The 24,921-nt window shown below is 69.2% G+C and carries 28 protein-coding genes; 7 read left to right on the top strand and 21 right to left on the bottom strand.

The features are described from left to right. Positions 1-22: 22 nt before the first annotated feature. The 3 genes from DI624_RS03705 to xseA all read right to left on the bottom strand — a co-directional run bounded on the left by DI624_RS03705 (position 23) and on the right by xseA (position 2,966). Positions 23-589: a DUF3035 domain-containing protein gene (locus DI624_RS03705; protein ID WP_291536084.1), complete on the bottom strand. Its 567-nt coding sequence runs from the start codon at positions 587-589 to the stop codon at positions 23-25. A 71-nt stretch (positions 590-660) separates the two neighbouring features. Then, positions 661-1,167: a signal peptidase II gene (gene lspA, locus DI624_RS03700; protein WP_291536083.1), complete on the bottom strand. Its 507-nt coding sequence runs from the start codon at positions 1,165-1,167 to the stop codon at positions 661-663. Positions 1,168-1,376: 209 nt separating this feature from the next. After that, entirely contained in the window at positions 1,377-2,966 is a 1,590-nt protein-coding gene (xseA, locus tag DI624_RS03695; RefSeq protein WP_291536082.1) for an exodeoxyribonuclease VII large subunit, read from the bottom strand. 64 nt (positions 2,967-3,030) lie between these two features. Between xseA and DI624_RS03690 the strand changes: the two genes are divergently transcribed. The 5 genes from DI624_RS03690 to DI624_RS03670 all read left to right on the top strand — a co-directional run bounded on the left by DI624_RS03690 (position 3,031) and on the right by DI624_RS03670 (position 5,471). Then, positions 3,031-3,192 (top strand): hypothetical protein, encoded by a 162-nt coding sequence (locus tag DI624_RS03690; RefSeq protein ID WP_291536081.1) that lies wholly within the window; start codon positions 3,031-3,033, stop codon positions 3,190-3,192. A 9-nt stretch (positions 3,193-3,201) separates the two neighbouring features. Next, complete coding sequence (locus DI624_RS03685; RefSeq protein WP_291536080.1) at positions 3,202-3,633, top strand: PRC-barrel domain-containing protein; 432 nt, start codon at positions 3,202-3,204, stop codon at positions 3,631-3,633. Between the two features lie 73 nt (positions 3,634-3,706). Next, positions 3,707-4,981 (top strand): phosphoribosylamine--glycine ligase, encoded by a 1,275-nt coding sequence (purD, locus tag DI624_RS03680; protein ID WP_291536079.1) that lies wholly within the window; start codon positions 3,707-3,709, stop codon positions 4,979-4,981. 32 nt (positions 4,982-5,013) lie between these two features. Beyond that, entirely contained in the window at positions 5,014-5,211 is a 198-nt protein-coding gene (locus DI624_RS03675) for a CopG family transcriptional regulator (protein ID WP_291536077.1), read from the top strand. After that, complete coding sequence (locus DI624_RS03670; RefSeq protein ID WP_291536076.1) at positions 5,202-5,471, top strand: hypothetical protein; 270 nt, start codon at positions 5,202-5,204, stop codon at positions 5,469-5,471. The genes DI624_RS03675 and DI624_RS03670 overlap by 10 nt, the downstream gene beginning before the upstream one ends. A gap of 3 nt (positions 5,472-5,474) precedes the next feature. On the opposite strand, the gene DI624_RS03665 is transcribed toward DI624_RS03670, so the two are convergent. From DI624_RS03665 to DI624_RS03640, 6 genes are all read right to left on the bottom strand, one after another. Next, positions 5,475-6,167: a murein L,D-transpeptidase catalytic domain family protein gene (locus DI624_RS03665; RefSeq protein WP_291536075.1), complete on the bottom strand. Its 693-nt coding sequence runs from the start codon at positions 6,165-6,167 to the stop codon at positions 5,475-5,477. A 327-nt stretch (positions 6,168-6,494) separates the two neighbouring features. Beyond that, a complete protein-coding gene (lpxK, locus tag DI624_RS03660; protein WP_291536074.1) occupies positions 6,495-7,511 on the bottom strand; it encodes a tetraacyldisaccharide 4'-kinase in 1,017 nt (338 codons plus the stop codon). Next, positions 7,508-8,803: a 3-deoxy-D-manno-octulosonic acid transferase gene (locus DI624_RS03655; protein ID WP_291536073.1), complete on the bottom strand. Its 1,296-nt coding sequence runs from the start codon at positions 8,801-8,803 to the stop codon at positions 7,508-7,510. Before DI624_RS03655 ends, lpxK begins: the two co-directional genes overlap by 4 nt. After that, positions 8,800-9,483: a lysophospholipid acyltransferase family protein gene (locus tag DI624_RS03650; RefSeq protein ID WP_291536072.1), complete on the bottom strand. Its 684-nt coding sequence runs from the start codon at positions 9,481-9,483 to the stop codon at positions 8,800-8,802. Before DI624_RS03650 ends, DI624_RS03655 begins: the two co-directional genes overlap by 4 nt. Next, positions 9,480-11,306, bottom strand: coding sequence for an ABC transporter ATP-binding protein (locus DI624_RS03645; RefSeq protein WP_291536071.1), 1,827 nt, complete (start codon positions 11,304-11,306; stop codon positions 9,480-9,482). Before DI624_RS03645 ends, DI624_RS03650 begins: the two co-directional genes overlap by 4 nt. Positions 11,307-11,337: 31 nt before the next feature. After that, positions 11,338-11,874, bottom strand: a complete 537-nt coding sequence (locus tag DI624_RS03640) for a hypothetical protein (RefSeq protein WP_291536070.1) — start codon at positions 11,872-11,874, stop codon at positions 11,338-11,340. An 87-nt stretch (positions 11,875-11,961) separates the two neighbouring features. Between DI624_RS03640 and DI624_RS03635 the strand changes: the two genes are divergently transcribed. Continuing rightward, positions 11,962-12,627 carry a sulfur transferase domain-containing protein gene (locus tag DI624_RS03635; protein ID WP_291536162.1) on the top strand — a complete coding sequence of 222 codons (666 nt, stop codon included), beginning with the start codon at positions 11,962-11,964 and terminating at the stop codon, positions 12,625-12,627. Between the two features lie 4 nt (positions 12,628-12,631). Here the strand turns inward: DI624_RS03635 and DI624_RS03630 are convergent, their stop codons facing one another. From DI624_RS03630 to folE, 12 genes are all read right to left on the bottom strand, one after another. Beyond that, entirely contained in the window at positions 12,632-12,844 is a 213-nt protein-coding gene (locus DI624_RS03630) for a hypothetical protein (RefSeq protein WP_291536069.1), read from the bottom strand. Positions 12,845-12,914: 70 nt separating this feature from the next. Beyond that, positions 12,915-13,157: a DUF4170 domain-containing protein gene (locus tag DI624_RS03625; protein WP_291536068.1), complete on the bottom strand. Its 243-nt coding sequence runs from the start codon at positions 13,155-13,157 to the stop codon at positions 12,915-12,917. A gap of 96 nt (positions 13,158-13,253) precedes the next feature. Beyond that, positions 13,254-14,048 (bottom strand): 3'(2'),5'-bisphosphate nucleotidase CysQ, encoded by a 795-nt coding sequence (locus DI624_RS03620; RefSeq protein WP_291536067.1) that lies wholly within the window; start codon positions 14,046-14,048, stop codon positions 13,254-13,256. After that, a complete protein-coding gene (locus DI624_RS03615; RefSeq protein ID WP_291536066.1) occupies positions 14,045-15,400 on the bottom strand; it encodes a TldD/PmbA family protein in 1,356 nt (451 codons plus the stop codon). The genes DI624_RS03620 and DI624_RS03615 overlap by 4 nt, the downstream gene beginning before the upstream one ends. Before the next feature lie 46 nt (positions 15,401-15,446). Next, entirely contained in the window at positions 15,447-15,854 is a 408-nt protein-coding gene (locus DI624_RS03610; RefSeq protein WP_291536065.1) for an MAPEG family protein, read from the bottom strand. Positions 15,855-15,858: 4 nt separating this feature from the next. Beyond that, on the bottom strand, positions 15,859-17,652 hold the full coding sequence (locus tag DI624_RS03605; RefSeq protein ID WP_291536159.1) for a M14 family metallopeptidase: 1,794 nt from the start codon (positions 17,650-17,652) through the stop codon (positions 15,859-15,861). 100 nt (positions 17,653-17,752) lie between these two features. Beyond that, positions 17,753-18,382, bottom strand: a complete 630-nt coding sequence (locus DI624_RS03600; protein WP_291536064.1) for a hypothetical protein — start codon at positions 18,380-18,382, stop codon at positions 17,753-17,755. A 30-nt stretch (positions 18,383-18,412) separates the two neighbouring features. After that, entirely contained in the window at positions 18,413-19,942 is a 1,530-nt protein-coding gene (locus DI624_RS03595; RefSeq protein ID WP_291536157.1) for a UbiD family decarboxylase, read from the bottom strand. Positions 19,943-20,108: 166 nt separating this feature from the next. Continuing rightward, complete coding sequence (locus DI624_RS03590; RefSeq protein ID WP_291536063.1) at positions 20,109-20,771, bottom strand: Pr6Pr family membrane protein; 663 nt, start codon at positions 20,769-20,771, stop codon at positions 20,109-20,111. An 18-nt stretch (positions 20,772-20,789) separates the two neighbouring features. Continuing rightward, positions 20,790-21,632, bottom strand: coding sequence for an aldo/keto reductase (locus DI624_RS03585; protein ID WP_291536062.1), 843 nt, complete (start codon positions 21,630-21,632; stop codon positions 20,790-20,792). A gap of 225 nt (positions 21,633-21,857) precedes the next feature. Then, on the bottom strand, positions 21,858-22,295 hold the full coding sequence (locus DI624_RS03580; protein ID WP_291536061.1) for a biopolymer transporter ExbD: 438 nt from the start codon (positions 22,293-22,295) through the stop codon (positions 21,858-21,860). 182 nt (positions 22,296-22,477) lie between these two features. Next, a complete protein-coding gene (folE, locus tag DI624_RS03575; protein WP_291536060.1) occupies positions 22,478-23,092 on the bottom strand; it encodes a GTP cyclohydrolase I FolE in 615 nt (204 codons plus the stop codon). Between the two features lie 123 nt (positions 23,093-23,215). Between folE and cysS the strand changes: the two genes are divergently transcribed. Next, positions 23,216-24,682, top strand: coding sequence for a cysteine--tRNA ligase (gene cysS / locus DI624_RS03570; protein ID WP_291536059.1), 1,467 nt, complete (start codon positions 23,216-23,218; stop codon positions 24,680-24,682). Positions 24,683-24,921: the final 239 nt, after the last annotated feature.

Below are 24,921 nucleotides of genomic sequence, written 5' to 3'. Positions count from 1 at the left end.
CAAGCGTCCGTTCCGGCGTCGCTTACAGGCCAGGCAGTTTGAAGCCCGAGCTGCGGCGCGGCTGGATGGTGATGGCCTGACGACCGCCGGTCAGGGCCTGCAGGCGTTCGGCCTCGGTGGCGGCGTCGACGGTCTTCTGGCCCTCGGCGGTCTGGCGAACCGTCGGGGCCTGGGTCGAGGGGTCGTCCTTGCGCCAGAACATCAGCCGGTTGGCGAAGCTTTCGTCCTTGTGCGCCAGGTCGCCGAACTCGTCGTCGACGACATAGCGGGCCAGGGGGTCGGCCTGTTCGCCGCCGGCCTGCGCCACCAGCGCCTGCTCGCCCGGCGTGCGGGTCACGGCCTGGCGTTGGCCCAGCAGGATCTGGCGCGCGGCGCTTTCGGGAGCCAGTTCCTGCGGGCGCGGCTGGCCGGGCGCGGGCGGGCGCAGGCCGTATTCCGGCGGCACGCTGAGCGGGGCGGTCGAGACGGTGACGAATTCGTCCGGCACCACCTTGGTCAGGCCGATGCCTTGCTTCAGTCCGCCGCACGCCGAGACGGCCAGGGCGGAGGAGGCGACGAGGGTCAGGACGGCGACGCTGCGGATACGCATGGTTTCAGGCTCTGGTCGGCTGATGCACGAAACGCCGCGCGGGCGTCATGGGCATAGTGAAGACGGGGTGATTACGACTTTTCGGGGGCCGCGCCAACCTTGCCGGGTTTGTCTGACATCAGGCTGTCCAGAATCAGCAGGATCACGCCGATGGTGATGGCGCTGTCGGCGACGTTGAAAACCCAGGGAAAGACGCCCGTGCCCGAGAAGTCGATGAAATCCACCACGTAGCCGAAGCGGATGCGGTCGATCACATTGCCGAGCGCGCCGCCCATGACGAAGCCGATGGCGGTGATCAGCAGGCGGCGATCCGCCTTGGTCGCCCACCAGGCCAGCCCCGCCGAGACGATGACCGAGAAGACGGCCAGGCCCCAGCGCGCTTCGCCGCCGCCGAACAGGCCGAAACTGACGCCGGTGTTCTCGACCCAGCTGAAGTTCAGGATCGGCGGCAGGATGGGGATGCGCCCGACCTCGTGCAGCGTCAGGCCGCCGATGACCCAGGCCTTGGTCGCCTGGTCCAGCAGGATGATCAGAAGCGCGAAGACATAGGCGGCGGCGGCGAGGCGGGTGATCTTCATGCCGGGCCGGTTAGCAGGAAGCGCAGCCGGGACGAAGCGGAAAACGGCCGTCACCTGCCGCCCGGTCGTCATTCCGCGGCTGAGCGAAGCGAAGAACCCGGAACCCAGGGCCGCACTCGAGCTGTCCGATGCATTGGGCGCCGGATGCACGCCTTCTGGGTTGCGGGTTCGTCCTGCGGACGCCCCGGAATGACGGTCGGCGACAGAAGCTAGAACAGACTTCCCTGACCCGCCGCCGGCGGCTTCGGTTTCGCCGGCGGACGCGGCGAAGCCGGCCCGGGATCGCCCTCGATGACGGCCGGGCGGGCGCCGTCGCCGAACACCAGCCGGACCGCCTGACCCGTCTCCAGTGCGGAGGCCGAGGTGATCCAGCCGCCGTCGGCATTCTCGACACGGGCGAATCCCGGCTTGGGTCGGCCGGGATCCAGGGTGGCCAGGGCCCGCGACAGGCCCGCCAGACGGTCGGCTTCCCGCTCCATCCGGCGCGGCATGACGCTGTCCAGCCGCGCGCCGAGGGCATCCAGCCGCGCCTCGCGCTGGTCCAGCCGCCGGTGCAGCGGTTCGGGCGACAGCCGGGCCGACACCTGCAACAGCCGCCGCTCGCCGCGCGCCACCCCCGCCTGAAGGGCCGCGCCCAGCCGGTCGCCGGCGCCGCGCAGCCGGTCCCGCCCCCGCTCGATCCGTGTGCGCAGCAGGGCGGGGCTCAGCTTGCCGCCCGCGACGGCCAGATGCCGCTCGTGCAGGGCGACATTGCGTTGCAGACCCGATCCCAGACGGCTCGACACATGGTCCAGCCGCTGCTGCGCCAGGGCCAGCAGGTCCTCGGGCCGGGCCGGAAGGCCGCGCGCCACGGCCCGCAGCCGCGTGCGCCGATCCTCGATCAACCGCCCGCCCGCCTGGACCATGCGCCGGTCCAGATCCGACACGGCGTAGCGCAGGTCCGCCAGCACCGGCGTCGCCATTTCGGCCGCGCCGGTCGGGGTCGGCGCGCGCCGATCCGAGACGAAGTCGATCAGGGTGGTGTCCGTTTCGTGCCCGACGGCCGAGATGATCGGGATGCGCGCCGCCGCCACCGTGCGGGCCAGCCCCTCGTCGTTGAAACACCACAGGTCCTCGACCGACCCGCCGCCGCGCGCCACGATCAGCAGGTCGGGGCGGGGGACGAGACCGCCCTCCGTCATGCCGTCGAAGCCGCGAATCGCATTCGACACCTGGCCGCAGGCCGTGTCGCCCTGGACCACCACCGGCCAGACGATCACCCGGCAGGGCCAGCGCTCGGCGATCCGGTGCAGCACGTCGCGGATCACCGCGCCGGTGGGGCTGGTGATCACGCCGATGACGGCGGGAAAGGCGGGCAGGGGCTTCTTGCGGGCCGGATCGAACAGACCCTCTTCGCGCAGGCGGACCTTCAGCCGCTCCAGCTGGGCCAGGAGGGCGCCCGCCCCCGCCGCCTCCATGCTCTCGATCACGATCTGATAGGACGAGCGCGCCGGATAGGAGGTGATCTTGCCGGTGACGATGACCTCCAGCCCCGCCTCGGGCTGGACGCCGAGGCCGCGCGTCGATCCCTTCCACACCACGCCGTCGATGGCGGACTTGTCGTCCTTCAGCGTCAGATAGATGTGGCCCGAGGCGTGGCGGTTGACCTTGGAGATCTCGCCCCGCAGCCGCACATGGCCGAATCGGTCCTCCAGCGTCCGCTTCAGCGCGAACGACAGTTCCGAGATCGACAGCGGCGGATTGTTGTCGCGCGGGGCGGGGGCCTGGGCCGGGCCTTCGAAAACATAGTCGTCGCTCATCGGGGCATTCTAGCCTGCGTCGATGCGTCCGGGAACGGGGGCCGCGGCGCCTCGTTGGGTCCTCATGGCCGCCGATCCCCCAGGCACCGATCCGTCCGACCAGGACCCGCGTGAGCGCGATCTGCGCCGCCGCGCGGGCGAGGGCGGCGCCATGAGCCCGTGGCTGATCGTCGGCGGCATCGCCCTGCTGGGTCTGGCCGCCTACGTCGTTTTCGCCCTGTTGTAAGGAGATCCCATGAACCGCCTTGTCCCGTTCGCCGCCGTCCTGTGCCTGGCCGGAGCCGCCGCCGCCTGTTCGGACCGCGACGACGACGTGGTCCAGGCGCCGGCGCCGGGGGCTCCGCCTGCGCCTCTGCCCGACCGTCAGGCCGACGCCGCCGCGACCAACGCCGCCCTGGCCTTCGGTATGACGCGCGATCAATTGGAGGACGCCGACCTCTATTCGCGCGCCGACGCCGACCTGGGCGATGTCGAGACCCTGGTGCTGGACGCCTCGGGCGCCCTGACCCATCTGGTGGTCGAACTGAACGGCCCGGGCGACATGAAGGTGCTGGTTCCGGTCGCCGACGTGGCCCTCGTCGACCGTAACGGCGACAAGGATCTGGTCACGGACCTGACGCCCGGCCAGCTTCAGGCCCTGCCGGCCTGGACGCCGCCCGCGCGATGATCCAGCGCCGAATTCGGCGTTAAGCCCGACCGGCGCTTGACCGGCCCGCGCGGGCCGGTCATTGCCCGGTCTCATGAACATTCTTCTCGTCGGATCGGGCGGCCGCGAACACGCCCTGGCCTGGAAGATCGCCCAGTCGCCGCTGGTCACGCGCCTGGTGGCGGCGCCCGGCAATCCGGGGATCGAGAAACTGTGCGAACTGCGCGCGGTCAAGGCCGACGACGCCGAAGGCCTGGCGGCCCTGGCGCGCGAGATCCGCGCCGATCTGGTGGTGGTGGGACCGGAGGCGGCGCTCGCCGCCGGCTTGGCCGACCGTCTGGCGGCGGCGGGCGTCCCCTGTTTCGGCCCCACGGCCAAGGCCGCTCGGCTTGAGACGTCCAAGGCCTTCTCCAAGGCCTTCCTTGAACGCCACGACATCCCGACCGCCAGCTACGGAGTCTACGATACGGTCGCGGGCGCCAAGGCGGCGCTGGACGCCTTCCGCCCTCCCTATGTCGTCAAGGCCGACGGCCTGGCCGCCGGCAAGGGCGTGGCCATCAGCCCCGACCGCCCCGACGCCGAGGCCGAGATCGAGCGGATGCTGGGCGGCCGTTTCGGCGCGGCCGGCGCGCGCGTCGTCATCGAGGAGTTCATGGACGGCGAGGAGGGGTCGCTGTTCGCCCTTTGCGACGGTCGCCACGCCCTGCTGTTCGGCGGGGCTCAGGACCACAAACGCGCCTTCGACGGCGACCTGGGACCGAACACCGGCGGCATGGGCGCCTATTCGCCGGCGCCCGTCTTCACCGCCGATCTGGTGCGCCAGGCCGACGAGCGGATCGTCCAGCCGACCATCCAGAAGATGGCCGAAGAGGGCGCCCCCTATCGCGGCGTCCTCTACGCCGGCCTGATGGCGACCGAGGACGGCCCCAAGGTGGTCGAGTTCAACGCCCGTTTCGGCGACCCGGAATGCCAGGTGCTGATGATGCGGATGGCGGGCGACATCGTGCCCTATCTGCTGGGCTGCGCGCGGGGCGACGTGTCGGGCCTGCCGGCGCCGGCGTTCAAGCCGCAGACGGTGATCTGCGTGGTCATGGCGGCCAAGGGCTATCCCGACAGCCCGCTGGAAGGCTCCATCATCCGCGGCGCCGATCAGGACTTCGGCCCCCACGTCCAGGTGTTCCACGCCGGCACCAAACGCCGCGACGACGGCCAGCTATGCGCTTCGGGCGGGCGCGTTCTGAACGTCTGCGCCGAGGGCGACGACATCGCCCAGGCCCGCGACCGGGCCTACGCCGCCATCAGGAAGATCGACTGGCCCGGCGGCTTCAACCGTTCGGACATCGGCTGGCGGGCGCTGGAGCGGGGCTGACCGCGCGCCCAAGCTGTGCTAAGGGTCGGGGCATGGTCGAACCCGCTTGTCACGACGATGACGACGAGCCGGGCGTCTTCGACATTCCCGACGACGCCGCCGACGAGGCGGCGACCCTGCGCGGCCTGGCGGACGCCGAGGCCGGGCGGGTGGTGGACAACGACACCGTAATGCGGTGGGTCGAGTCTTGGGCCTCGGGCAATCCCCTGCCTAGGCCGAAATGCGGATAGTCGTCTGGACCGATCAGGCTCTGGCCGATCTGGAAGACATCAGCCTGTATATCGCGAACTCCGGCCGCCGCCGCCCGATTTTTCATCAGGCTGAAAGCCGCCGCAGAAAGCCTTTCGGAATTCGCCGATCGCGGACGACACGCGATCCACGGCACGCGCGAACTCACCTTGGTCAAGCCCTATCTGATCAGATATGCGGTCAGGTGGACCATGTCGAGGTCATCACCATCCGCCATTCGGCGCGCAGGCCGGACGGCTGAGCGTCAGGCGGCCGCGTACAGCAGTCGGCCCTCGCCCATGCGTTCGCGCAAGGCGGGCAGGTCGGTGTGGGCGACCGAGAAACAGCCGTAGCTGCGGCCCAGCTTGCCTTCGCGCGCCAGGAAGTCGGGGTCGGCGTAGTCGGCGCCGTGGATGATGATGGCCCGCTCGCGCGCCTTGTCGTTGGTGTATTCCAGCCCATCCAGCAGCACGTTCGGCCCCTGCTGGCGGCCCCAGTTGGCGCCGGCGGTGGCGTAGGCGCCGACCGAGGACATGTTGGAATCCGGCGTGTTCGAGAACCGCTGGGCGTAGCCGCTGTGGCGGGGGTCCGAGCCGCGACCGTGGCAGGTCCGCAGGACCTTGACCTCGCCGGCGACCAGATCGACCTCGTACAGCCGTTCCTCGCCCGAGAATTTCTGGAAATCGACCAGATACATCCGGTCGCGCAGCGGCAGGTGGCGGTGATGGGTGTCCAGCGCCGTCATGGCCTTTTCCATCAGTTCCTTGCGCACCTGGCCGCGCGGGTCCAGCGGCGGCGGCGTCAGGGACGCGGTCTGGATGGTCGGCGATCCGACCTGCGGCGGCGCGACGGGGGTGATGGTCTGGGCCGTGGTCAGCGGCGGGGTTGCGCTGGCGCTGGCGCATCCGGCCAGCATCGCCGATCCGCCCAGGATCAGCCCTCGTCTCGATAGCCGCATGCGACGCCCTCGTTGCGGTTGGTCCGAAGGCATGGTTGTTTCAAAGCCGGAACGACGAGGCAACCTGAGCCTTGTGGGGCATTTTTGCGGCGACGGCCCTGTATGGACGGACGGATGCGACGGATGGCGCCGAAGCCCGCCGCGCCGATGGCGGCGGCGGCGACCGAGGACGCCCGTCAAAGCCCCACGGGCGTTGGGGTTTCATCCTAATCGCTGACAACGTTCGTTCAGGTGCAAGGTTGCAGACGGACCCGATGAACGGCGTTGTGCAGCGCGATAAAACTCTCGTGATCAAGGGGAACCAAGCGCAGAGATGGCGCGTGGCCGCTACCGCGCCGATTGAATCCGCTTGTTAAGGAAGGCGGTGAAGCCCGCCTGATCCTCGAACCGGGCGACGACGGGCCAGGCCGAAACGCCCGCGCGCTGCTCGGGCGTCAGCCGCACCCAGTCCTTCTCCGTCGTCACCAGGCCTGCCTCATAGACGGCCGCGCGGTCGGCCAGGAAGGCCAGGGTGTCGGCGCCATAGGCCGCGTGGTCGGGGAAGGGGACGAAGTCGACCAGGTCGCAGCCCGCCGCCTTCAGCGACCGTTCGACCTTCCACGGCTTGGCGATGCCGGCGAACCCGACCTGCGGTCCGGTCGGGGGCGGGCCTTCGGGCGTCAGGCGGGCCACGAAGACGGGCAGGGCGCCGAACGTCTCCAGCAGTTCGGGATCGGCGGTCTCGACGTCGGTCGGCAGCATCACAACCACCGCATCGGCGCGCGCCAGCCCCGCCTTCAGCGGCTCTCGCATCGGGCCGGAGGGAAAGACCGAGCCGTCGCCGAACGGCCATTCGTCGCCGCGCGTCTCGCCGTCCACGACGACCAGGCTGACGGTCTTCTTCAGGGCCGGGTTCTGGTGCCCGTCGTCCAGCACCAGGGTCCGGGCGCCGCCGTGGACCGCCGCCCTGGCCCCTGCGATTCGGTCGCGCGCGATCCAGACCGGCGCCCCTTGCGCCAGCATCAGGGGTTCGTCGCCGACGTCGGCGGCCGTATGCGCGGTCGGATCGACCCGCACCGGCCCCTCCAGCCGCCCGCCATAGCCGCGCGACAGCCCTTGCGCCTCCACGCCGGCCGCCCGCAGCAGACGCAGGATTTCACGCGCGACCGGCGTCTTGCCCGATCCGCCCACCGTCAGATTGCCGACGGAGATCACCGCGCAACCCGGATCGACCGGCGCGGCCCTGGCGATGCGCCGCGCCGTCACGCCGGCCCAGGCCCAGCCCAGCGGTTTCAGCAGGGTGCGGGTCAGGCGCGCATGGCTGCTGTCGCGCACATACCACCAGCGGGGGGTGTTCAGCCTCATCGTCCGGCCCGCGCCGGCGGGGGCGTCAGCGGCAGCAGCGCAGCCCACAGCCGCTCCAGCCCGCCGCCCGCCTCGGCCGCTGCGCGCCGCGCCCGCTCGCCCATCGCCTTGGCCGCCGCCGGGTCGGCCAGCAGGGGCGCGACGGCCCCGGCCAGGTCCGACGGCGCCTGGACCAGGGCCAGACCGCCCGCGCTGCTCAGGGCCGCCGTCACCGGCGCCCAGTTGGAGGCGTCCGGCCCCGTGATCGCCGGCCGCCCCAGCCGCGCGGGCTCCAGCGGATTGTGTCCCCCGACCGGCGGCAGGCCCAGGGCCGGGGCGAACGATCCGCCCATGATGACCACATCGGCCAGCCGCAGGAACAGCCCCATCTCGTTCAGGGTGTCGGCCAGATAGATGTCGGTGTCCGCCCCGATCGTTTCCCCGCGCGAGCGCATGGCGAAGGCGTAGCCCTCGCGCGCCAGACCCTGGGCGATATGCGGCCCCCGTTCCGGGTGGCGCGGCGCCAGGATCAGGCAGATGCGGTCGCCCAAGCCGTCCAGGGCGCGGACGATCGCGATCTCCTCGCCCTCATGGGTGCTGGCGGCCACGACCACCGGGCGGTCGCCGATGGCGGCGGAGAGGCGGCTGAAGGCGGCGGGGTCGTGGGGCAGGGCCTCGCCCGAAAGTTTCAGGTTCACCAGCCCGTCGATGCGCGCGCCCATCGCCTCCAGCCGCCGGGCCGAGGTCGCGTCCTGGGGCATGACCAGGTCGAACGCCCCCGTGACCGCCCGCGCCGAGGCGGGAAACCGGGCCCAGCCCTGGACCGTCTTTTCGGTCAGGCGCGCGCTGACCAGGGCCAGTCCGACCCCGCGCCGATGCGCCTCCAGCAGCAGATTGGGCCACAGTTCGCTCTCGACGAAGACCGCCAGGCTCGGCCGCCAGTGGTCCAGGAACCGCGCGACCACGCCGGGCGCGTCGACCGGCGCATACTGATGGATCACCCCCGCCGGCAGGCGCTCGGCCAGGACCTGGGCCGAGGTCACGGTGCCGGACGTGACCAGCACCGTCAGGTCCGGCCGCGCCTTGACGAACCGCTCGACCACGGGCAGAAGCGACAGGCTTTCGCCCACGCTGACGCCGTGCAGCCAGACTAGGTCGCCGTCAGGGCGTTCGGTGCGGGTGAAGCCCATCCGTTCGTCCACGCGCACCGGATCCTCCTTGCCCCGCCTTGCGCGCGCGTCCAGCAGGCGCGGCGCCAGCGGCTCCAGCGCGCGGGTCGCCAGCCGATAGGCGATCAGCGGCAGGGGCGTCACGGTTTCAGGCCCGTCATCGCGTCGGCCCGCGCCTCGACGGCGTTCAGCCGGGCCGTCCAGTCGGCGGCCACATCGGCGATCTCGGCCCCGGCGGGGTAGTCGGCCCGGTCCCACACGATGGCGCCCTTGCCGAAGGGCAGGGGCAGGACGGCGCGGTCCCAGCTGTTCAGCCGGATCGCCGGGCTGCACGACAGGCCGATGAACAGCACCGGCGCCTTGGACAGTTTCGCCAGCAGCGGCAGCCCCTCGGCCATCACATTGGCGGGGCCGCGCGGGCCGTCGGGGGTGATGGCCAGGGCGCCGACCTTCAGCTGCTTCAGCCCGTCGCGCAGGGCCTGCGAACCGCCCTTGGCCATGGCGGCTTTGTCCTTGTTGGCGGACGACCCGCGCACGGCGGGAAAGCCCTGACGCGCGACGGCCTTGGCGATGAATTCCCCGTCCGCCGACAGCGAGATCAGGGCCTTGGCCGGCTGCGCCCGATCCAGCGGCCAGCACGCCGGCGCCAGGCCGATGCGCGAATGCCAGAAGACGCACAGGACGCCGCCGCCCTGGTCCCATACCGCCTCGGCGGCTTCCCGGTTCACATGGGTCCAACGGATGGTGGCGAAACAGAACCGCATCCATTTCGCCAGGGTCCAGGCCAGGGCCGACTGGACGGCGGGATTGCGCAGGGGTCTCACGCCACCGTCTCCACGCTGGGCTGCGCGCCGTCCAGCGACTGCTGCCGCGCCAGACGGGCGTAGAGGCCGCCCCTGGCCACCAGGGCGTCGTGCGATCCCTGTTCGACCACCTTGCCCGCCTCGATCACATAGATGCGGTCGGCGTTCCTGACGGTCGACAGCCGGTGGGCGATCATCAGGGTGGCGCGGCCGTGCATCAGCCGCTCCAGCGCCGCCTGGACCAGGGCCTCGCTCTCGGTGTCCAGGGCGCTGGTGGCCTCGTCCAGCAACAGGATGGGCGCATCCTTGACGAAGGCGCGGGCGATGGCGATGCGCTGGCGCTGCCCCCCGGACAGACGCAGACCCGCCTCGCCGGCGCGGGTGTCGTAGCCCTGAGGCAGGGCCGTGACGAAGTCATGGGCGGCGGCGGCGCGGGCGGCCGCCTCGATCTGATCCTGCGTCGCGCCCGGCCGGCCATAGGCGATGTTGGCGGCGATGGTGTCGTCGAACAGGAAGGGCTCCTGCGTCACCAGGGCGATGTGGTCGCGCAGGTCGTGGATGCGCAGCGCCCTCACGTCGCGGCCGTTGATCGTCACCGCCCCGCCCGTCACGTCGTAGAAGCGCGGCAGCAGGCTCAGGATCGTGCTCTTGCCCCCGCCCGACGGCCCGACCAGGGCCACGGTCTCGCCCGGCGCCACGCGGATCGACACATCCTCCAGCGTCGGCGCGTCCGTCCCAGCATAGGCGAAGGCGACGCGGTCCAGCGCCACCTCCACCGGGCCGGGGGGCAGGGGGGCGGCGTCGGTCGCCTCGCGGATCTCGGGCTGGATGTCCAGGGCGGCGAACAGGCGGCGCGCGGCGGTGAAGCCCTCGCTCATCACCGTGGCCAGGTTGGTCACCTGGCGCAGGGCTTGCCCTGCGGCCAGCAGCATGCCGATGAAGGCGGCGAACCCGCCCACGGTCATGTCGCCCGACTGCGCCCGCCACCCGGCGTAGGCCATGACGGCGGCGACCACGACATAGGCCACCATGTCGCTGGACGGCCCGGCGAAGGCGCGGGCGTCGGCGCCCTTGATGACGTGGCGCTGGCGGCGGGCGATCACCTCGGCGACGCGGTCCTGTTCGGCCGCCTCGCGGTTCTCGATCTTGATCAGGCGAACCCCGTCCAGGTTCTCCATCAGGGCGGTCGACAGGTTTTCGGTCTCGGCCATGGCGCCGCGCGCGGCCTTGCGCGTCTTGCGGCCGAACCGGCGCAGAACCAGCGCCACCAGCGGCACGCCCAGCAACACCACCAGGGTCAGCCGCCAGTCGATGAAGCCCATATAGACCAGCACCGCGATCAGGGTCAGCAGGTTCTGGGTGTAGTTGACCACGCCCGAGGTGAAGGCCTCGCGCACCAGATTGGCGTCGAACAGCACCGAGGAGACGAAGCCGCCCGAGTGCTGGCTGCGCAGGCGCGCCAGGTCCGCCCGGATCATGGCCCCGAACAGGCGGATCTGGATGTCGCCGACGATGGTGTGGCCCAGCCGGTTGACCAGGGCCGCCTGTCCGATGGCCGCCAGGGTCCGCACCATCGCCACCCCCAGGATGGCGGCCGGGATGACGATCAGGGCCTGGTCGGCGGGAAAGCGGAAACGGTCGAACAGCACGATGGGCTGATCCCCGCCCAGGAACAGGCCGTTCACCGCCGGCTCCAACAGCTTCAGCAGGGCGGCGGTCAGCAGGCCCGTCGTCGCCGCGCACAGGATCGACAGGATCAGCGATCCCTTGCGGCTGCTCAGATAGTCACGCCAGATCCGCGCCAGCAGGACGCGAAGGGGCATGGAGGGGGCGGGCTCGCTCATCGGCCTTCGGTCGTCCGACCCGCCCCTCGAGTCAAGGCTTGTCGGGCGCCGGAACCAGCGGGCGGCCGGGTTCGTCGGCGCGGATCAGGGTCTCGCCCGGCGCGTCCTCGATCCGGGCCGAGGGGGCGACGGTCGGATTGGATGCATATCGCCGCCCATCGAACGGCACGGCGGCCTCGTAGCCCTCCACGATCCCGCCGCCCGCGACCTGCACCGCCAGATCGCGCCGGCCATGGCTTTGGCGTTCCAGTAGGCGGACCGGGGCGCGGGCGACGCCGATCTCGCCGATCGAGCGATAGGTTCCGCCCACGCGGTCCAGCACCAGCAGGCGGCATCCGCCCGATCCGCACCAGTTCGGTCCGGTCAGATAGACGACGGTCATCGCCCCGTCCGGGGTGTTGGCCGCCGTATAGCGGGTGGTGTCCAGCGCATCGTGCGCCCGCTGTCGCAGATAGGCGATCAGGCCGGGGTCTTCGGGCGGCGCGGCGGCGGAGGGCGCCTGGGCGGCGGCCCCGGTCGAGAGACCGACGGCGAGGGCGAGGGCGAGGGCGGCGGCTTGGCGTGTCATGGCGGTCCTTGGGTGCGGCATGGCCAATCCAACGCGCGGACGCGGTGTTTGGATGACGTCAGGGCCGCGGCTCGCTATCTGGCGCTCATGGCGCGATTTGATCTCTCGACCGCGATGGGCCGTTTCCGGGCGCATTGGCATTATTTCTGGGCCGATCACGGCTTCCTGCGCCTGGCCTTTTCCAACGCCCACTGGCTGGGACCGGACCTGGTCCGCACCAATCAACCGTCGCCGCGCCAACTCGCCTACTGGAAATCAAAGGGCGTCAGGACGGTGATCAACCTGCGCGGCGAACGCGACGAGGGCTATTACTGGCTGGAGAAGGATGCCTGCGCGCGGCTGGGCCTGACCCTGATCGACGCTCCGCTGGACTCGCGCGATCCGCCTCAGCGCGACCGCGTCCACCGCGCCCGCGACCTGTTCAGGACCATCGAATACCCGGTGCTGATCCACTGCAAGTCCGGGGCGGACCGCGCGGGGATGATGGCGGTCTTCTATCGCCACTTCCACCTGGGCGAGCCGATCTCGGTCGCCATGAAACAGCTGTCCAAGAAATACCTGCACTCGCGCGAGGGCCTGACCGGGGTGCTGGACTACACGCTGGAGAAATACGTCCGCGAGATCGAGCCGAAGGGCGTCAGCTTCATCGACTGGATCGACAGTCCCGACTACGACCCCAAGGCCATCCGCGCCGAGTTCAAGGCCGGCTGGTGGGGCACGCTGCTGACCGACAAGCTGCTGCGGCGGGAGTAGGGGTTCAGCCCCAGGGGCCGGTCTTGGGCGCGTCGCCGTCCTGGCCGTTCTGGCGCGCTTCGGCGGCCAGTTCGGCGTCGCGGCGCGCCTTCCGGTCGGCCTCCCAGCGCCTGAACCAGCGGGCATGGTTCAGATGGCCGCGCAGCGAAAAGCTGAACAGGGCCAGCACCGTCAGCAGGCTGACCAGTTGGAATATCTGTTGCGGTTCCAGGTTCACCGTCGTCCTCGCGTCCTGCAGGCGAAACGCGGGATCGGGACATCGGTTCGGACGCCCCGATGTCGCAGGATCAGGCGCCTTCGCCGCGCGGGTCGATCAGCTTGTGCGCGTGCAGGATGAAATAGCGCATATGGGCGTTGTCCACGGTGGCCTGGGCGCGGGCCTTCCAGGCCTTCTTGGCCTCGTCGTAGCTGCCGTAGGCGCCGACGAACTCGACCTTGGACACGTCGCGGAACACCGGCTCGTTCAGGTGGCGCAGCTCGCCGCCGATCACGATGTGCAGAAGCTGCTGCGGGACGTTCTGGTCGGTCATTGAAGAGTCCTGAAAGGCTTGGGGAGGAGCTTTGCGCGCGCAATAGGCCGAGAACGGTCTTGGATCAATGCGGCCCGGGGTTTTTCCACCCTGGGCCTAGGTCGAAAACGGCACGTTTTTACAGCGCTGCACGATCATCGGCTGGATCGTCGGGGCGGCGCAGACCAGGCTGGCCTGGCGCGGATCGGGCCGGTTGAAGGCCCAGGGCCGTCCGTGGTGGTCGCTGACCCGGGCGCCCGCCTCGGTGGCGATCAGCCAGCCGGCGGCGACGTCCCAGTCCCATTTCGGCGTCAGGGCCAGGGCGGCGTCGAAGGCGCCCGACGCCACCAGCGCCATCCGATAGGCCAGGGCGTTGCGCTTGGCGAACCGCATAGGCGGCCACGGCTCCTCGAACCAGGGCGCCTGGATCAGCCGCGCGTCCCCCAGCACGGAGGCGTCCTCCAGCGTGTCGACGTCAGAGGCGTGGATGGACTTGCCGTTGCGCCACGCCCCGCCGCCGCGCACGGCGACATAGGTCTCCTCGACCTCGGGGGCGTGGATGACGGCGGCGACGACCTGGCCGTCCTCGACCACGGCGATGGGGGTGCACCACCAGGGAGTCCGTTTCATATAGGCGACCGTGCCGTCGATGGGGTCGACGACGAAGATGCGCCGCTTCGACAGTCGGTCGGGCGTGTCCGCCGTCTCCTCCGACAGCCAGCCATAGTCGGGGCGGGCGGACAGCAGCCTTTCCTTCAGCATGGCGTCCACCTTCAGGTCGCCGCTGGTGACGGGCGACCCGCCGGGCTTGGCCTCGGTCGTCAGCCCCGCCTCGCGCTCGCCCACGGCCAGGGCGCCGGCGTCGAGGGCGGCCTGGCGGATCAGGTCGAGGTCGTCGTCCAGGCTCGTCATTTGCCCGCGATGGCCACCGCGTCGAACATCAGGCTGGGCACGTTGAACCCGCCCCGGAACTCCAGGTCCGATCCACGCTGCATCCGCAGATAAAGCTCGGTCAGCCTGCCCGCCACCGTGACCTCGCTGACCGGATAGGCGATCTGGCCGTTCTCGAACCAGAAGCCCGACACCCCGGCCGACCAGTCGCCCGTATTGCCGTTCAGCGACGGGCCGAACATGGAGGTGATCAGCAGCCCGGACCCCGCATCGGCCATCAGCCCCTCCAGGTCCCGCTCGCCCGGCTCCATGTGCAGATTATGGGTCGAGACGCCTGACGGTCCCGCCAGGCCGCGCGAGGCGTGACCCGTCGATTGCAGACCTAGCTGCCGGGCCGCGGCGCTGTTCAGCAGCCAGGTGGTCAGGACGCCGTCGTCGAACAGGGCGCGCTTCTCGACCGCTGCGCCCTCGTCGTCGAAGGGGGTCGAACCCATGCCGCGCGGGCGGAACGGGTCGTCGATCAGCGTGACGCCCTCGGCGAACACCCGCTGGCCCAGCCGGTCCTTCAGGAAGGAGGTGCCGCGCGCGATGGACGGACCGGATATGGCCCCCAGGGCGGGCGATACGATCTGGCCGGCCATCCGGTTGTCGAAGATGACGGGGGCGGTGGTGGAGGCGATCTTGCGCGGCCCGACGCGGGCTGCGGCGCGTTCGCCCGCCGTGCGTCCGATCCGGTCGGCGTCCGGCAGGTCGGACAGGTGCCGCGTCGAACGGCTTTCGCCGCCGCGCTCCATCGCCCCGTCCTTTTCGGCGATGACGCCGACGCCCAGCGAGAAGGCCGAACCCTGATAGGCGCCGTCGAAACCGTGCGACGTGACCAGCCGCCACTGGCTGGACGACCAGCTGGCGTGTCCGCCCTCGGATCGCGCCACCCCGTCGACGGCCAGGGCGGCGGCCTCGGCCTGGGCGGCGGCGCGCTCCAGGGCCTCGGCGCTGCGTTCGGTGGCGTCGAACAGGTCCAGGTCGGGGAAGGGGCCGCGCGCCAGACGGTCCTCCGGGGCCAGGCCGGCGTAGGGGTCTTCCGGCGCCAGGCGCGCCATCGCCACCGCCCGCTCGACCAGCCGCGCCTGGGCAGCCGGCGACAGGTCGGACGCCGACACCGAGGCCTGACGCTGTCCCACGAAGACCCGGAGGCCCAGGTCGCGCGATTCCTCGCGCTCCACATCCTCCAGCCCGCCGTTGCGCACCCCGACCGACAGGGCGCGGCGATCCGCGCTGACCGCCTCGGCGGCGTCGGCGCCGGCCTTCAAGGCCGCCTTGACGATGTCGTTCAGAAGATCGGTGGATACGGGCGCGGCCAGGGTGTCGGTCATGCCCCGATATGGCGGACGGCTTGCTGCGCCGCAACCGGCCGGTGGTTCAGACGACCGCGAAGCCGATCAGTCCGACCGCCGCCGCCAGCAAGGCCACCCAGGTCAGCAGCATCCCCGCGACCCGTCCCAGCGACGGTCCGGTCTGGAACAGCAGGCCCAGCGCATGGCTGATCCGCCCGGCGAGCAAGGTCGCCCCGACCGCATGGACCATCCAGGCGGGCCCGCCCACGGCCGCCAACAGCAGCAGGGCGATCATGCCCGGCGTCGCATATTCCGTCAGATTGCCGAACGCCCGGCTGGCGGCCATCAGGTCGGCGTTCCCGCCGTCGCCGAACGACACCATATGCTTTCGCCGGCCGCTGACCACGACGCCGGACAGCACCAGCATCAGCAGGATCAGCAGGCCGCTCCACAGGGCGGCGGCCTGGACGGCGTACATCATCGGCGTGGTCATGGTTTCAGTCCTCGCGCCCGACCGGATAGAGCAGATAGCGGTCGTCGTAGAAGGGCGTCCGTTCGTAGAACCAGGCCAGGCGCGCCTGCGGATCGGCGGCGAACGCCGGCTCGGCCGCCAGCCGGGCCTCGAACGCGGCCTTCAACGCGGGATCGGCGGCCATCATCCTGTCCGCCAAGGGCGCGATGGCGTAGGCCTCGATATATTCGACCCGGCTCATGACCTCGGGGAACATCCCCCAGGCGAAGAAGCTCTCGTTCGACTGCGGCTCCAGCAGCAGCACGACGATGTCGCCCAGCGGCTGGTCGGTCGGCACGCGCACCGATCCGGCCGGCCAGGTCCAGTTGCGCCGCTCGACCTCGACCGTCTTGACCGAGGCCTGGACATGGCCCTCGTTGGCCCGCGTCGCCAGCTTCGGCTCGACCAAGCGCAGCATCGACAGAGTGATGGTGCGCGGCGCCTCGACCGTCTCCATCTCGATCCCGTGCGCCTTCAGACGCTCGATGATGTCGGTGCGATAGCCGGGAACCCAATAGGCGGTCGGCCGCGTCAGGGTCAGGGTCGGCCTGGAGCCGTAGAAGGGCATCCGCCACGGTTCGGGATCGGGCCTTCCCAGCCAGCGGATCTCTTTGCGGCCGGAGGCGGCGCTGTCGTACATCTCGTACAGCACGCCCTTGAACGGGCGGATCGACGACGGCGTCTCTTCCGCTTCGAAGTTGGCCGGGATCTGCGCCGGGCGCAGGGCCTTGTCCTGTTCCGTCGCGGCGCGCAGGTCCGCGCCCTGGTCGGCCAGCAGCCGCAGCGCCGCCTCGATGAAGACATAGGTCCCCAGCACCCGCTGCTCGTGCGGTTTCAGGCTGTGGTTCTCGATCAGGATCGTCGGCACATGCGCCGCCGCGCCCCAGCCGTTGGAGAACCGCTCGCCCAGTCCGCCGTCGGACAGGCCCTTCTTCGGCTCGTCGTCGTCGATGCCGAAGACCAGTTCGCCAGGGATGTGGCCTTCGCGTTCCAGCGCCCCGTTCATCGCCGGCTTGAACACCGAATCCAGCCAGGCCGAGCTGTTGGGCGAGCGGCTGAACGCCCCGTCCTCGCCGTTGAAGCCATAGGTGACGTCGTACTGGTAATCCATGCCGTCGGTGACGTGCACGTCCAGATACAGGTCGGGCCGGTATTTCAGGATCAGCCCGCGCACCGCCCGCATCTCGGGCTGGTCCAGCTTCAGATAGTCGCGGTTCAGGTTCTGGTTGGTCGCCGTATTGCGCCAGCCCTGGATGCGCGGCCCGCGCTGGTTGGGACGGGAATAGGCGCTGGCCCGTTCGTGCCCGTCCACGCTCAGGATCGGGATCAGGATCAGGTTCACCCGGTCCAGCAGGCCGTCCTTCCCGTAGAAGGCGATGTCGCGCAGCAGCATCATGCCCGCGTCCTTGCCGTCGATCTCGCCCGGATGGATGCCGGCCTGGATCATCAGCACCGGCTTGGCCGGATCGAACCCAGAACCAAATTTTGGGCCGTCCTTGGAGGCGATCACCGCATAGATGGGCCGTCCCTCGGGCGAGACGCCGAACTGTTCGATGCGGATCAGGTCGCTGGCCGCGTCCAGCCGGTCGAACCAGGCGCGGGTGTCGACATAGTTCGGTGAAAAGTCGTGGCCCGGATCGGCCTCGAAGGCCGTGACCCACGGATCGGAGACGTCGCGCAGCAGGGCCTTGGACGCCCCCTCCCAGGGCAGGGCGGGCGGCAGGAACGGCTGATCCCAGGGGGCGCCGTTGGCAAGCGACGCGGGCGGGGTCTGGGACATGGCGGAACTCACGCTACAGGCAAGGGCGGCCAGCAGGGCCGTGACCAGGACAAAGGATTTCATGGCTCTTCGTGGGCCGATTGCATCCAGCTTACAAGATTCAACCGCCGCCCAGCGCCGGCGCCCAGCCTCCAGCCTTGATCAGGATCGCCGCCGAGTTCGCCACGCCCCACAGGCTGTAGAGCAGAACGACGATCAAGGCGCCCGCCGCGACCCGGCGCCGGGGTGCAAAGGCGGCCGTCGCTGTGCCGATCACGAATATGGCCACCCCCACCCAGAGCCGGACGGACGAAGCGAGCCGAGCGAAGTCGGAATTCAGTTGAGCCAGGCCGATCACCACGACGGCCACAATCAGGTTGGCCGCCAGGATGCAGCCGAACACGAGGCGTCGATGGCTCCAGAAATGGTCGTCCAGGTCGAGGCGCTCGCCCACGCCCTTGGTCGATACGCGCGGGAAGGTCACGCTGGCGGCGACATAGAAGGTCGCGGCGATGGCCAATGAAATCAGCAGCACGAAGGTGTTGAAAGGTGCACCACGAAAGATCACCCACGCCTGATTCCAGAAGGTCGCGATGTCGATGGCCACGAACAGGGCCAGCATCGGCGTCAACCAACCGAACCGGATCCGCTGCTTCTCATGCAGCACTCGCGCGAACCCGCCGACCAGTTCGGCCACGGACAGGCCCAGCAGCAGGCCGTAAAAGCTGAAGAAGAACTCGAACGCGCTCACATCGCCCCCCGGCGTCACCAAAAGCCAAGCTTACTTCCAGATCGGCGTCCCGTCACCCGGCAGGCCGAGACGGCCCCACAGGTCGTTGACCCGTTCGACGACCGCCTCGTCCATGCGAATCTCCTCGCCCCATTCGCGCTTGGTCTCGGGCGGCCATTTGTCCGTCGCGTCCAGGCCGATCTTGGAGCCCAGGCCGCTCTCGGGGCTGGCGAAATCCAGATAGTCGATCGGCGTCGACTCGATCACGGTGATGTCGCGCGCCGGGTCCATCTTGGTCGAGATGGCCCACATCACGTCCTTCCAGTCGCGGGCGTTGATGTCGTGGTCCACCACGATGACCCACTTGGTGTACATGAACTGGCGCAGATAGCTCCAGACGCCCAGCATCACCCGCTTGGCGTGGCCCGGATAGGCCTTCTTCATCGACACCACGGCGATGCGATAGCTGCACCCCTCGGGCGGCAGCCAGAAGTCGACGATCTCCGGGAACTGCTGACGCAGCAAGGGAATGAACACCTCGTTCAGCGCCTCGCCCAGCACGCTCGGCTCGTCCGGCGGCCGGCCGGTGAAGGTGGTCAGATAGATCGGGTCGCGGCGCATGGTGATGGCGCTGACCTGGAAGACGGGGAACTTCTCGACCGAGTTGTAATAGCCGGTGTGGTCGCCATACGGGCCTTCGTCCTCGAACGCGTCCAGCAGGACATGGCCTTCCAGCACGATCTCGGCCTGGGCCGGCACCATCAGCGGCACGGTCTTGCAGGCGACCAGTTCGGCCTTGGCGCCCCGCATCAGGCCCGCGAACTGATATTCCGACAGGGTGTCCGGCACCGGCGTCACCGCCGCCAGTATGGTCCCCGGATCGGCGCCCAGCACCACGGCGCAGGGCAGGGGCTCGCGCTTTCCGGCCTTCTTGTGCCGGGCGTAGTGTTGCGCCCCGCCCCGATGCGCCAGCCAGCGCATGATGGCCTTGTCCTTGCCCAGCACCTGCATCCGATAGATGCCCAGGTTGAAGTCGTCCTCGCGGTCGTCCGACGGACCCTTGGTCACGACCAGGCCCCAGGTGATCAGCGGCGCCGGCTCGCCGGGCCAGCACGACTGGACGGGAAGCGCCGTCAGGTCGATCTGGTCGCCTTTCAGCACCACCTCCTGCACCGGCGCCTTCTTCACCGTCTTGGGCCGCATCGACATGACCGTCTGCGCCAGAGGCAGCATCTCCATCGCGTCGCCCAGGCCGCGCGGCGGCGTCGGATTGCGCAGGAAGGCCAGCAGTTCGCCGACTTCGCGCAGTTCGGCGGTGGTGGTGCGGCTCTTGCCCTCCAGCGTCACCCCCATGGCCACCCGCTTCACCGTGCCAAACAGATTGGCCAGGCAGGGGATGGGGCTGATCGTCCCATCCGGCATCACCGGCTTTTCGAACAGCACCGCCGGGCCGCCGTTCCTGAGCAGGCGCGTCTGGATCTCGGTCATCTCCAGCACGGTGGAGACGGGTTCGGACACCCTTGCCAGCTCGCCCTGGGCTTCCAGCTGATCGATGAAGTCGCGAAGGGATTTGTAGGCCATGAAGCGTCCGGTCTTTTTCATTCCGCTCATCCCCGCGAAAGCGGGGACCTAGTGCTTTGGGCGTCTCGAAATCGCGATTGCGGCGCAACCCATGATCCCCCGAAACCCTGCTACGCGAAAGAACTGGGTCCCCGCTTTCGCGGGGATGAGCGGTGTTTGAAGATGCCTAGAGCGCCGGAGCGGAACTGTCACGCATTGCGCGCCCGAACAGCCGATCCAGACCCACCAGCCCCACACCCACCAGCAGGAAGAAGACCAGCAATCCCGCGAAGATGGCCAGCACCCGCCCCAGGCCCAGTGCGTCCACATCGACGAATCCATAGGGCCACCAGTGCGTCGCCAGACCGTGGACCAGCGTCCAGCCGCCATAGACCAGCGGAAAGGCCAGCCATTTCACCGGGTCGATCCAGCGCAGCCGCCCCTTCGCCGTGAACCACAGCCAGTCCAGCACGAAGGCGACCGGCATGACGTAGTGCAGCACCAGATTGACCCCGTACATCAGCCCCTCCGGCTTCCAGTGCGGCGCCAGAAGCACGTGATAGACCACGCCCACGACCACGATGTACATGGCCACGGCCGCCCGAACGCCTTCGCTGGCGCTCCAGCGCGCCAGCCTGCGATTGGCGTCGATCAGCGGTCCGGTGAAGGCCAGGGCGACCAGGATGTTGGTCAGGATGGTGAAGAAGCTGAAATAGTTGACTGTCCGCTCGACCACGCCCCAGCCCTGGGTTGGGCCGACCATCACTATGTACTGCAGGACCAACGCGGCCCAGCCGACGACCGCGAAGGTCGCCCGCCACAGCCGGGGCCGGTCCCTTTCCCTCAGCATCGCCGCCTCCGCCGTCGATCAGGCGTCAGCCTTGTCCCATTCGAACGCCGGGTCCAGCCAGTCGCCCAGCCGCTCGCCCCGGTCCAGGGCGTCCATCCGCTGCATCTCCTCGTCGGTCAGGGCGAAGTCGAAGATGTCGAAATTCTCGCGCGCCCGGCTTTCCTTGGAGGTGCGGGGGATGGCGATGATCCGGTTCTGGATCAGCCAGCGCAGGGTGATCTGCCCGTTGGTCTTGCCGTGGGCGGCGGCGATTTCGGAAATGGTGGCGTCGTCGGCGATCTTGCCCTGGGCCAGGGGCGACCAGGCCGTAATCGACGATCCCAGGTCGGCCGCCGTCGCGACCAGCCGATCGACGGCCAGATAGGGGTGGTGCTCGACCTGATCGGTCAGCAGCCGCGCCTTCGACAGGCTCTGCGCCTGGCGGAATTCCTTGGAAGGGAAGTTGGACAGGCCGATCGACTTCGTCAGGCCCTGGTCGCGCGCTTCGTTCAGCGCGCCCAGCGTCTCTTCGAACGACGGCGTCGCCTTGGGCCAGTGCAGCAGCAGCAGGTCCGGCGTCGTCCCCAGGCTCTCGGCCGATTCCCTGGCTTGGTTCAGCAGGGCGTCATGGCCGAAATGTTCGACCCAGATCTTGGTGGTCAGGAATATGTCTTCGCGCGGCACGCCCGAATCGACGATGCCCTGTCCGACCGCCTTCTCGTTCTTGTAGATCCAGGCGGTGTCGATGTGGCGATAGCCGATGCGCAGGGCCTCGGCGACCATGCGCCGGGCGTCGTCGGGCTCCAGCTGCCAGGTGCCGAAACCCAGCAGGGGGATTTCGATCCCGTCGACGGTGATCGTGGGTTGGTCGCCATAGGCCATGGGGGGCGCTCCTTCGCGTCGTTCGGGCAAGGGGACGTAGTTAGGCGCCCCTCGCCGGATCGGTAGGGGCCGGGCGCTGTTTCACCAGGCTTTTCGGCGCCGCCTTGCGCCGCCGCTTCTCCAGCGCGGCCCTCAGCCAGACGGGATTGACGCTGGGTTTGCCCAAAGAAAAAGGCCGCGTCCCTTTCGGAGCGCGGCCCTGATCCGGGGAAGAGGACGCCGGTCTTATTCGATGTCTTCGTTCAGCAGGCCGACCTTGAAGAAGCCGTTCTCCTGCATCTTGTTCATGACTTCCATGAACTGGGAGTATTTCACTTCCGGCTGGGCGCGGACGAAGACGCGCTCTTCCTGGCAGGCGCCGCCGCCCAGGGCGGTGCAGACGTCGGTGGCCAGGTTGTCGAGCGAGGTCTGCTTCTCGGCGATGAACAGCTGACCCGAGTCCTGGATGGTGATGTAGACCGGTTCCTTTTCCTGGGTCGGATTGACCGGCGGCTGGGCCGGCGGCAGGTCCAGGCGGATCGAGACGGTGGCCATAGGCGCGGCGACCATGAAGATGATCAGCAGCACCAGCATGATGTCGACGAACGGCGTGACGTTGATGTCCGCGTTCTGTTCGATGGTCTTGCCGCCGTCGCCGCCGGCTCCGCTCAGTTTGGCAGCCATGCTGCGTCTCCGTTTACTGGCCGACGCCGTGGCGCGCCGGTCTTGGCCCTATGGGTCGCCCGAAAGCTCGTTCGGTTCTTGGCGTCCCGATGCGCGCTTGTAAAGCGGTTCTAAACGATCGGCCGTGCCCGAACGTCAATTATACGCGACAGCCCCCCGACACGGGCCGGCGCAGGACCGTTTCACGCCTTCGCCAGCTTCAGGAAACGGTCCGCCAGGGCAGGATCGTCCTTGAAGGCGCCGGTGAAGCGGGTGGTGATGGTCGAAACGTGCCGATGATGCACCCCGCGCGTGGTCATGCACTGGTGTTCGGCGTCGATCAGAACAGCCACGCCGCGCGGCTGCAGATGCGATTCGATGGCGTCGATGATGTCGTTGGTCAGGGTCTCCTGGTTCTGCAGGCGTCGGGCGAAGATCTCGACCACCCGCGCCAGCTTGGAGATGCCGACCACCTTCTCGCCCGGCAGATAGGCGACATAGGCCTTGCCTAGGAAGGGGGCCATATGGTGCTCGCAATGGCTCTCCACCTCGATGTCGCGCAGGATGACCATGTCGTCGTAGCCGGTCACGTCCTCGAAGGTGCGGCTCAGTTCCCTGGCCGCATCGGCCTCATAGCCGTCGAACCATTCGCCATAGGCGTCGACCACCCTTTGGGGCGTGTCGATCAGGCCCGCCCGGTCGGGATCGTCGCCGGCCCAGGCGATCAGCGTCCGCACCGCCTCCAGCGCCTGTTCGCGGCTGGGGCGTTGGGTGATTCCGTCGCTGACGAGGACGGGCTTGGCGGGGATGACGCTCATGAACTGATCCGACCGGGGCCGACGCCCCCAGGTTAGCATTTAACAATCCGCTCGGACTGTATATCAGGCCGCTATATGGGACGGAGCCTCCGTCCTGCAAGAAAACGAAGTCCGCCTTACCCGATGCCGCTGCACATCCACGATACCCTGCGCCGTGAAAAGCGCCTGTTCGAGCCGCGCGATCCGAACCGGGTGACGCTCTATGTGTGCGGCCCGACGGTCTATGACTACGCCCATATCGGCAATGCGCGCCCGCCGGTGGTGTTCGACGTTCTGGTGCGCCTGCTGCGCCGGACCTACGGCGCGGACCATGTGATCTACGCCCGCAACGTCACCGACGTGGACGACAAGATCAACCAGAAGGCCGCGCGCGAAGGCGTGCCGATCGGCCAGATCGCCGCCCGCTACGAGGCCGCCTATCTGGCCGACATGGGGCTGCTGAACGTCTCGCCGCCCGACATCGCCCCGCACGTCACCGACTACATCCCGGCCATCGTCGATCAGATCCAGGCCATCGTCGACGCCGGCTGCGCCTATGCCGTCCATGACGAGAAGGAGGGGGGGCACGTCCTGTTCGACGTCTCGTCCTATCCCGCCTACGGCGCCCTGTCGGGCCGGAATCTGGACGACATGATCGCCGGCGCCCGCGTCGAGGTCGCGCCTTACAAGAAGAACCCTCACGACTTCGTCCTGTGGAAGCCGTCCAAGCCGGACGAGCCGTCCTGGCCGTCGCCCTGGGGGCAGGGGCGTCCGGGCTGGCACATCGAATGCTCGGCCATGATCGAACGGACCCTGGGCCTGCCCATCGACATCCACGGCGGCGGCGTCGACCTGGTGTTTCCCCACCACGAGAACGAGATCGCGCAGGGGGTCTGCGCCCACGGCCATGCGCATGATGGCTTGGCGCACGACGAATACGCCCGCTACTGGATGCACAACGGCTTCCTGACGGTGGACGCCGAGAAGATGTCGAAATCCATCGGCAACGTTCTCTTGCTTCACGATCTGGTCCAGGCCATGCCGGGCGAGGTCGTCCGCTGGGCGTTGCTGTCGGCCCATTATCGCCAGCCCCTGGACTGGAACCAGGGCCTGCTGGATCAGAGCCGCAAGAACCTGGATCGGCTGTACGGCGTCCTGCGCGACGCCGACGCGGCCCTGGCCGACTTCGACCCGGCCACGCTGGACGAGGCCGAGACGGAGCTGGCCGAAAACGCCCTTGACCCCGTGCTCGACGCGCTCGAGGACGACCTCAACACGCCGGGCGCCATCGCCCAGCTGTTCGGCCTGGGCAACGCCCTGCGCGACCTGCTGAACGACGCCGAGGCCGACATCAACGACGTCGCCATGGCGCGCTGGAGCCTTCGGGAGGCCGCCGGCCTGCTTGGGGTATTGTCGCTGACGCCGGACGCCTGGTTCGAGGGCGGCGATCCCGCCCTGAAGGCCGAGGTCGAGGCCCTGCTGGAGCAACGCGCCGCCGCCCGCGCCGCCAAGGACTGGCCCGAGGCCGACCGCATCCGCGACCGGCTGAACGCCCTGAATGTCGTCGTCATGGACGGCCCCGACGGCGCGACCTGGCGGATGAAGGGCTGAACGCCCCCCGTCTTCTCCCCCCATCCACCCCACTTCGTCATCCTCGGCACAAGGCCTAGGGTGACGGATTGAGAGGGTGGCTCGCCCAGCCATCACAATGCGGCTGGTTGATTCCTAGCGAATCCAACCGCTTGCCGAATTATCTCCCCCATCATCCATCCTCCCTCCGAAACGCGCGTATTCTTGCCGCGTCTCGTCGCATCGGAGGGCTCGTAAGGCCTGCGACCTTGCGGCGGCGG

Origin of the sequence: Brevundimonas sp. (assembly GCF_003248455.1) — a bacterium.
In the GTDB taxonomy this organism is placed as follows: domain Bacteria; phylum Pseudomonadota; class Alphaproteobacteria; order Caulobacterales; family Caulobacteraceae; genus Brevundimonas.
Note: the sequence above shows the minus strand (reverse complement) of the source record. Positions and strands in the feature narration are given on the sequence as shown.

Bases quoted from the DNA above. Each gene is read 5' to 3' on its own strand.
- DI624_RS03625 (WP_291536068.1), bottom strand. From the start codon at position 13,157: ATGACCGACCAGAACGTCCCGCAGCAGCTTCTGCACATCGTGATCGGC.
- DI624_RS03590 (WP_291536063.1), bottom strand. From the start codon at position 20,771: ATGCTGAGGGAAAGGGACCGGCCCCGGCTGTGGCGGGCGACCTTCGCG.
- DI624_RS03610 (WP_291536065.1), bottom strand. From the start codon at position 15,854: ATGACCACGCCGATGATGTACGCCGTCCAGGCCGCCGCCCTGTGGAGC.
- xseA (WP_291536082.1), bottom strand. From the start codon at position 2,966: ATGAGCGACGACTATGTTTTCGAAGGCCCGGCCCAGGCCCCCGCCCCG.
- purD (WP_291536079.1), top strand. From the start codon at position 3,707: ATGAACATTCTTCTCGTCGGATCGGGCGGCCGCGAACACGCCCTGGCC.
- folE (WP_291536060.1), bottom strand. From the start codon at position 23,092: ATGAGCGTCATCCCCGCCAAGCCCGTCCTCGTCAGCGACGGAATCACC.
- DI624_RS03645 (WP_291536071.1), bottom strand. From the start codon at position 11,306: ATGAGCGAGCCCGCCCCCTCCATGCCCCTTCGCGTCCTGCTGGCGCGG.
- DI624_RS03620 (WP_291536067.1), bottom strand. From the start codon at position 14,048: ATGACGAGCCTGGACGACGACCTCGACCTGATCCGCCAGGCCGCCCTC.
- DI624_RS03585 (WP_291536062.1), bottom strand. From the start codon at position 21,632: ATGGCCTATGGCGACCAACCCACGATCACCGTCGACGGGATCGAAATC.
- DI624_RS03705 (WP_291536084.1), bottom strand. From the start codon at position 589: ATGCGTATCCGCAGCGTCGCCGTCCTGACCCTCGTCGCCTCCTCCGCC.
- DI624_RS03580 (WP_291536061.1), bottom strand. From the start codon at position 22,295: ATGGCTGCCAAACTGAGCGGAGCCGGCGGCGACGGCGGCAAGACCATC.
- DI624_RS03635 (WP_291536162.1), top strand. From the start codon at position 11,962: ATGGCGCGATTTGATCTCTCGACCGCGATGGGCCGTTTCCGGGCGCAT.
- DI624_RS03595 (WP_291536157.1), bottom strand. From the start codon at position 19,942: ATGGCCTACAAATCCCTTCGCGACTTCATCGATCAGCTGGAAGCCCAG.
- DI624_RS03685 (WP_291536080.1), top strand. From the start codon at position 3,202: ATGAACCGCCTTGTCCCGTTCGCCGCCGTCCTGTGCCTGGCCGGAGCC.
- DI624_RS03615 (WP_291536066.1), bottom strand. From the start codon at position 15,400: ATGACCGACACCCTGGCCGCGCCCGTATCCACCGATCTTCTGAACGAC.
- lpxK (WP_291536074.1), bottom strand. From the start codon at position 7,511: ATGAGGCTGAACACCCCCCGCTGGTGGTATGTGCGCGACAGCAGCCAT.
- DI624_RS03640 (WP_291536070.1), bottom strand. From the start codon at position 11,874: ATGACACGCCAAGCCGCCGCCCTCGCCCTCGCCCTCGCCGTCGGTCTC.
- DI624_RS03665 (WP_291536075.1), bottom strand. From the start codon at position 6,167: ATGCGGCTATCGAGACGAGGGCTGATCCTGGGCGGATCGGCGATGCTG.
- cysS (WP_291536059.1), top strand. From the start codon at position 23,216: ATGCCGCTGCACATCCACGATACCCTGCGCCGTGAAAAGCGCCTGTTC.
- DI624_RS03670 (WP_291536076.1), top strand. From the start codon at position 5,202: ATGCGGATAGTCGTCTGGACCGATCAGGCTCTGGCCGATCTGGAAGAC.
- lspA (WP_291536083.1), bottom strand. From the start codon at position 1,167: ATGAAGATCACCCGCCTCGCCGCCGCCGCCTATGTCTTCGCGCTTCTG.
- DI624_RS03690 (WP_291536081.1), top strand. From the start codon at position 3,031: ATGGCCGCCGATCCCCCAGGCACCGATCCGTCCGACCAGGACCCGCGT.
- DI624_RS03675 (WP_291536077.1), top strand. From the start codon at position 5,014: ATGGTCGAACCCGCTTGTCACGACGATGACGACGAGCCGGGCGTCTTC.
- DI624_RS03605 (WP_291536159.1), bottom strand. From the start codon at position 17,652: ATGTCCCAGACCCCGCCCGCGTCGCTTGCCAACGGCGCCCCCTGGGAT.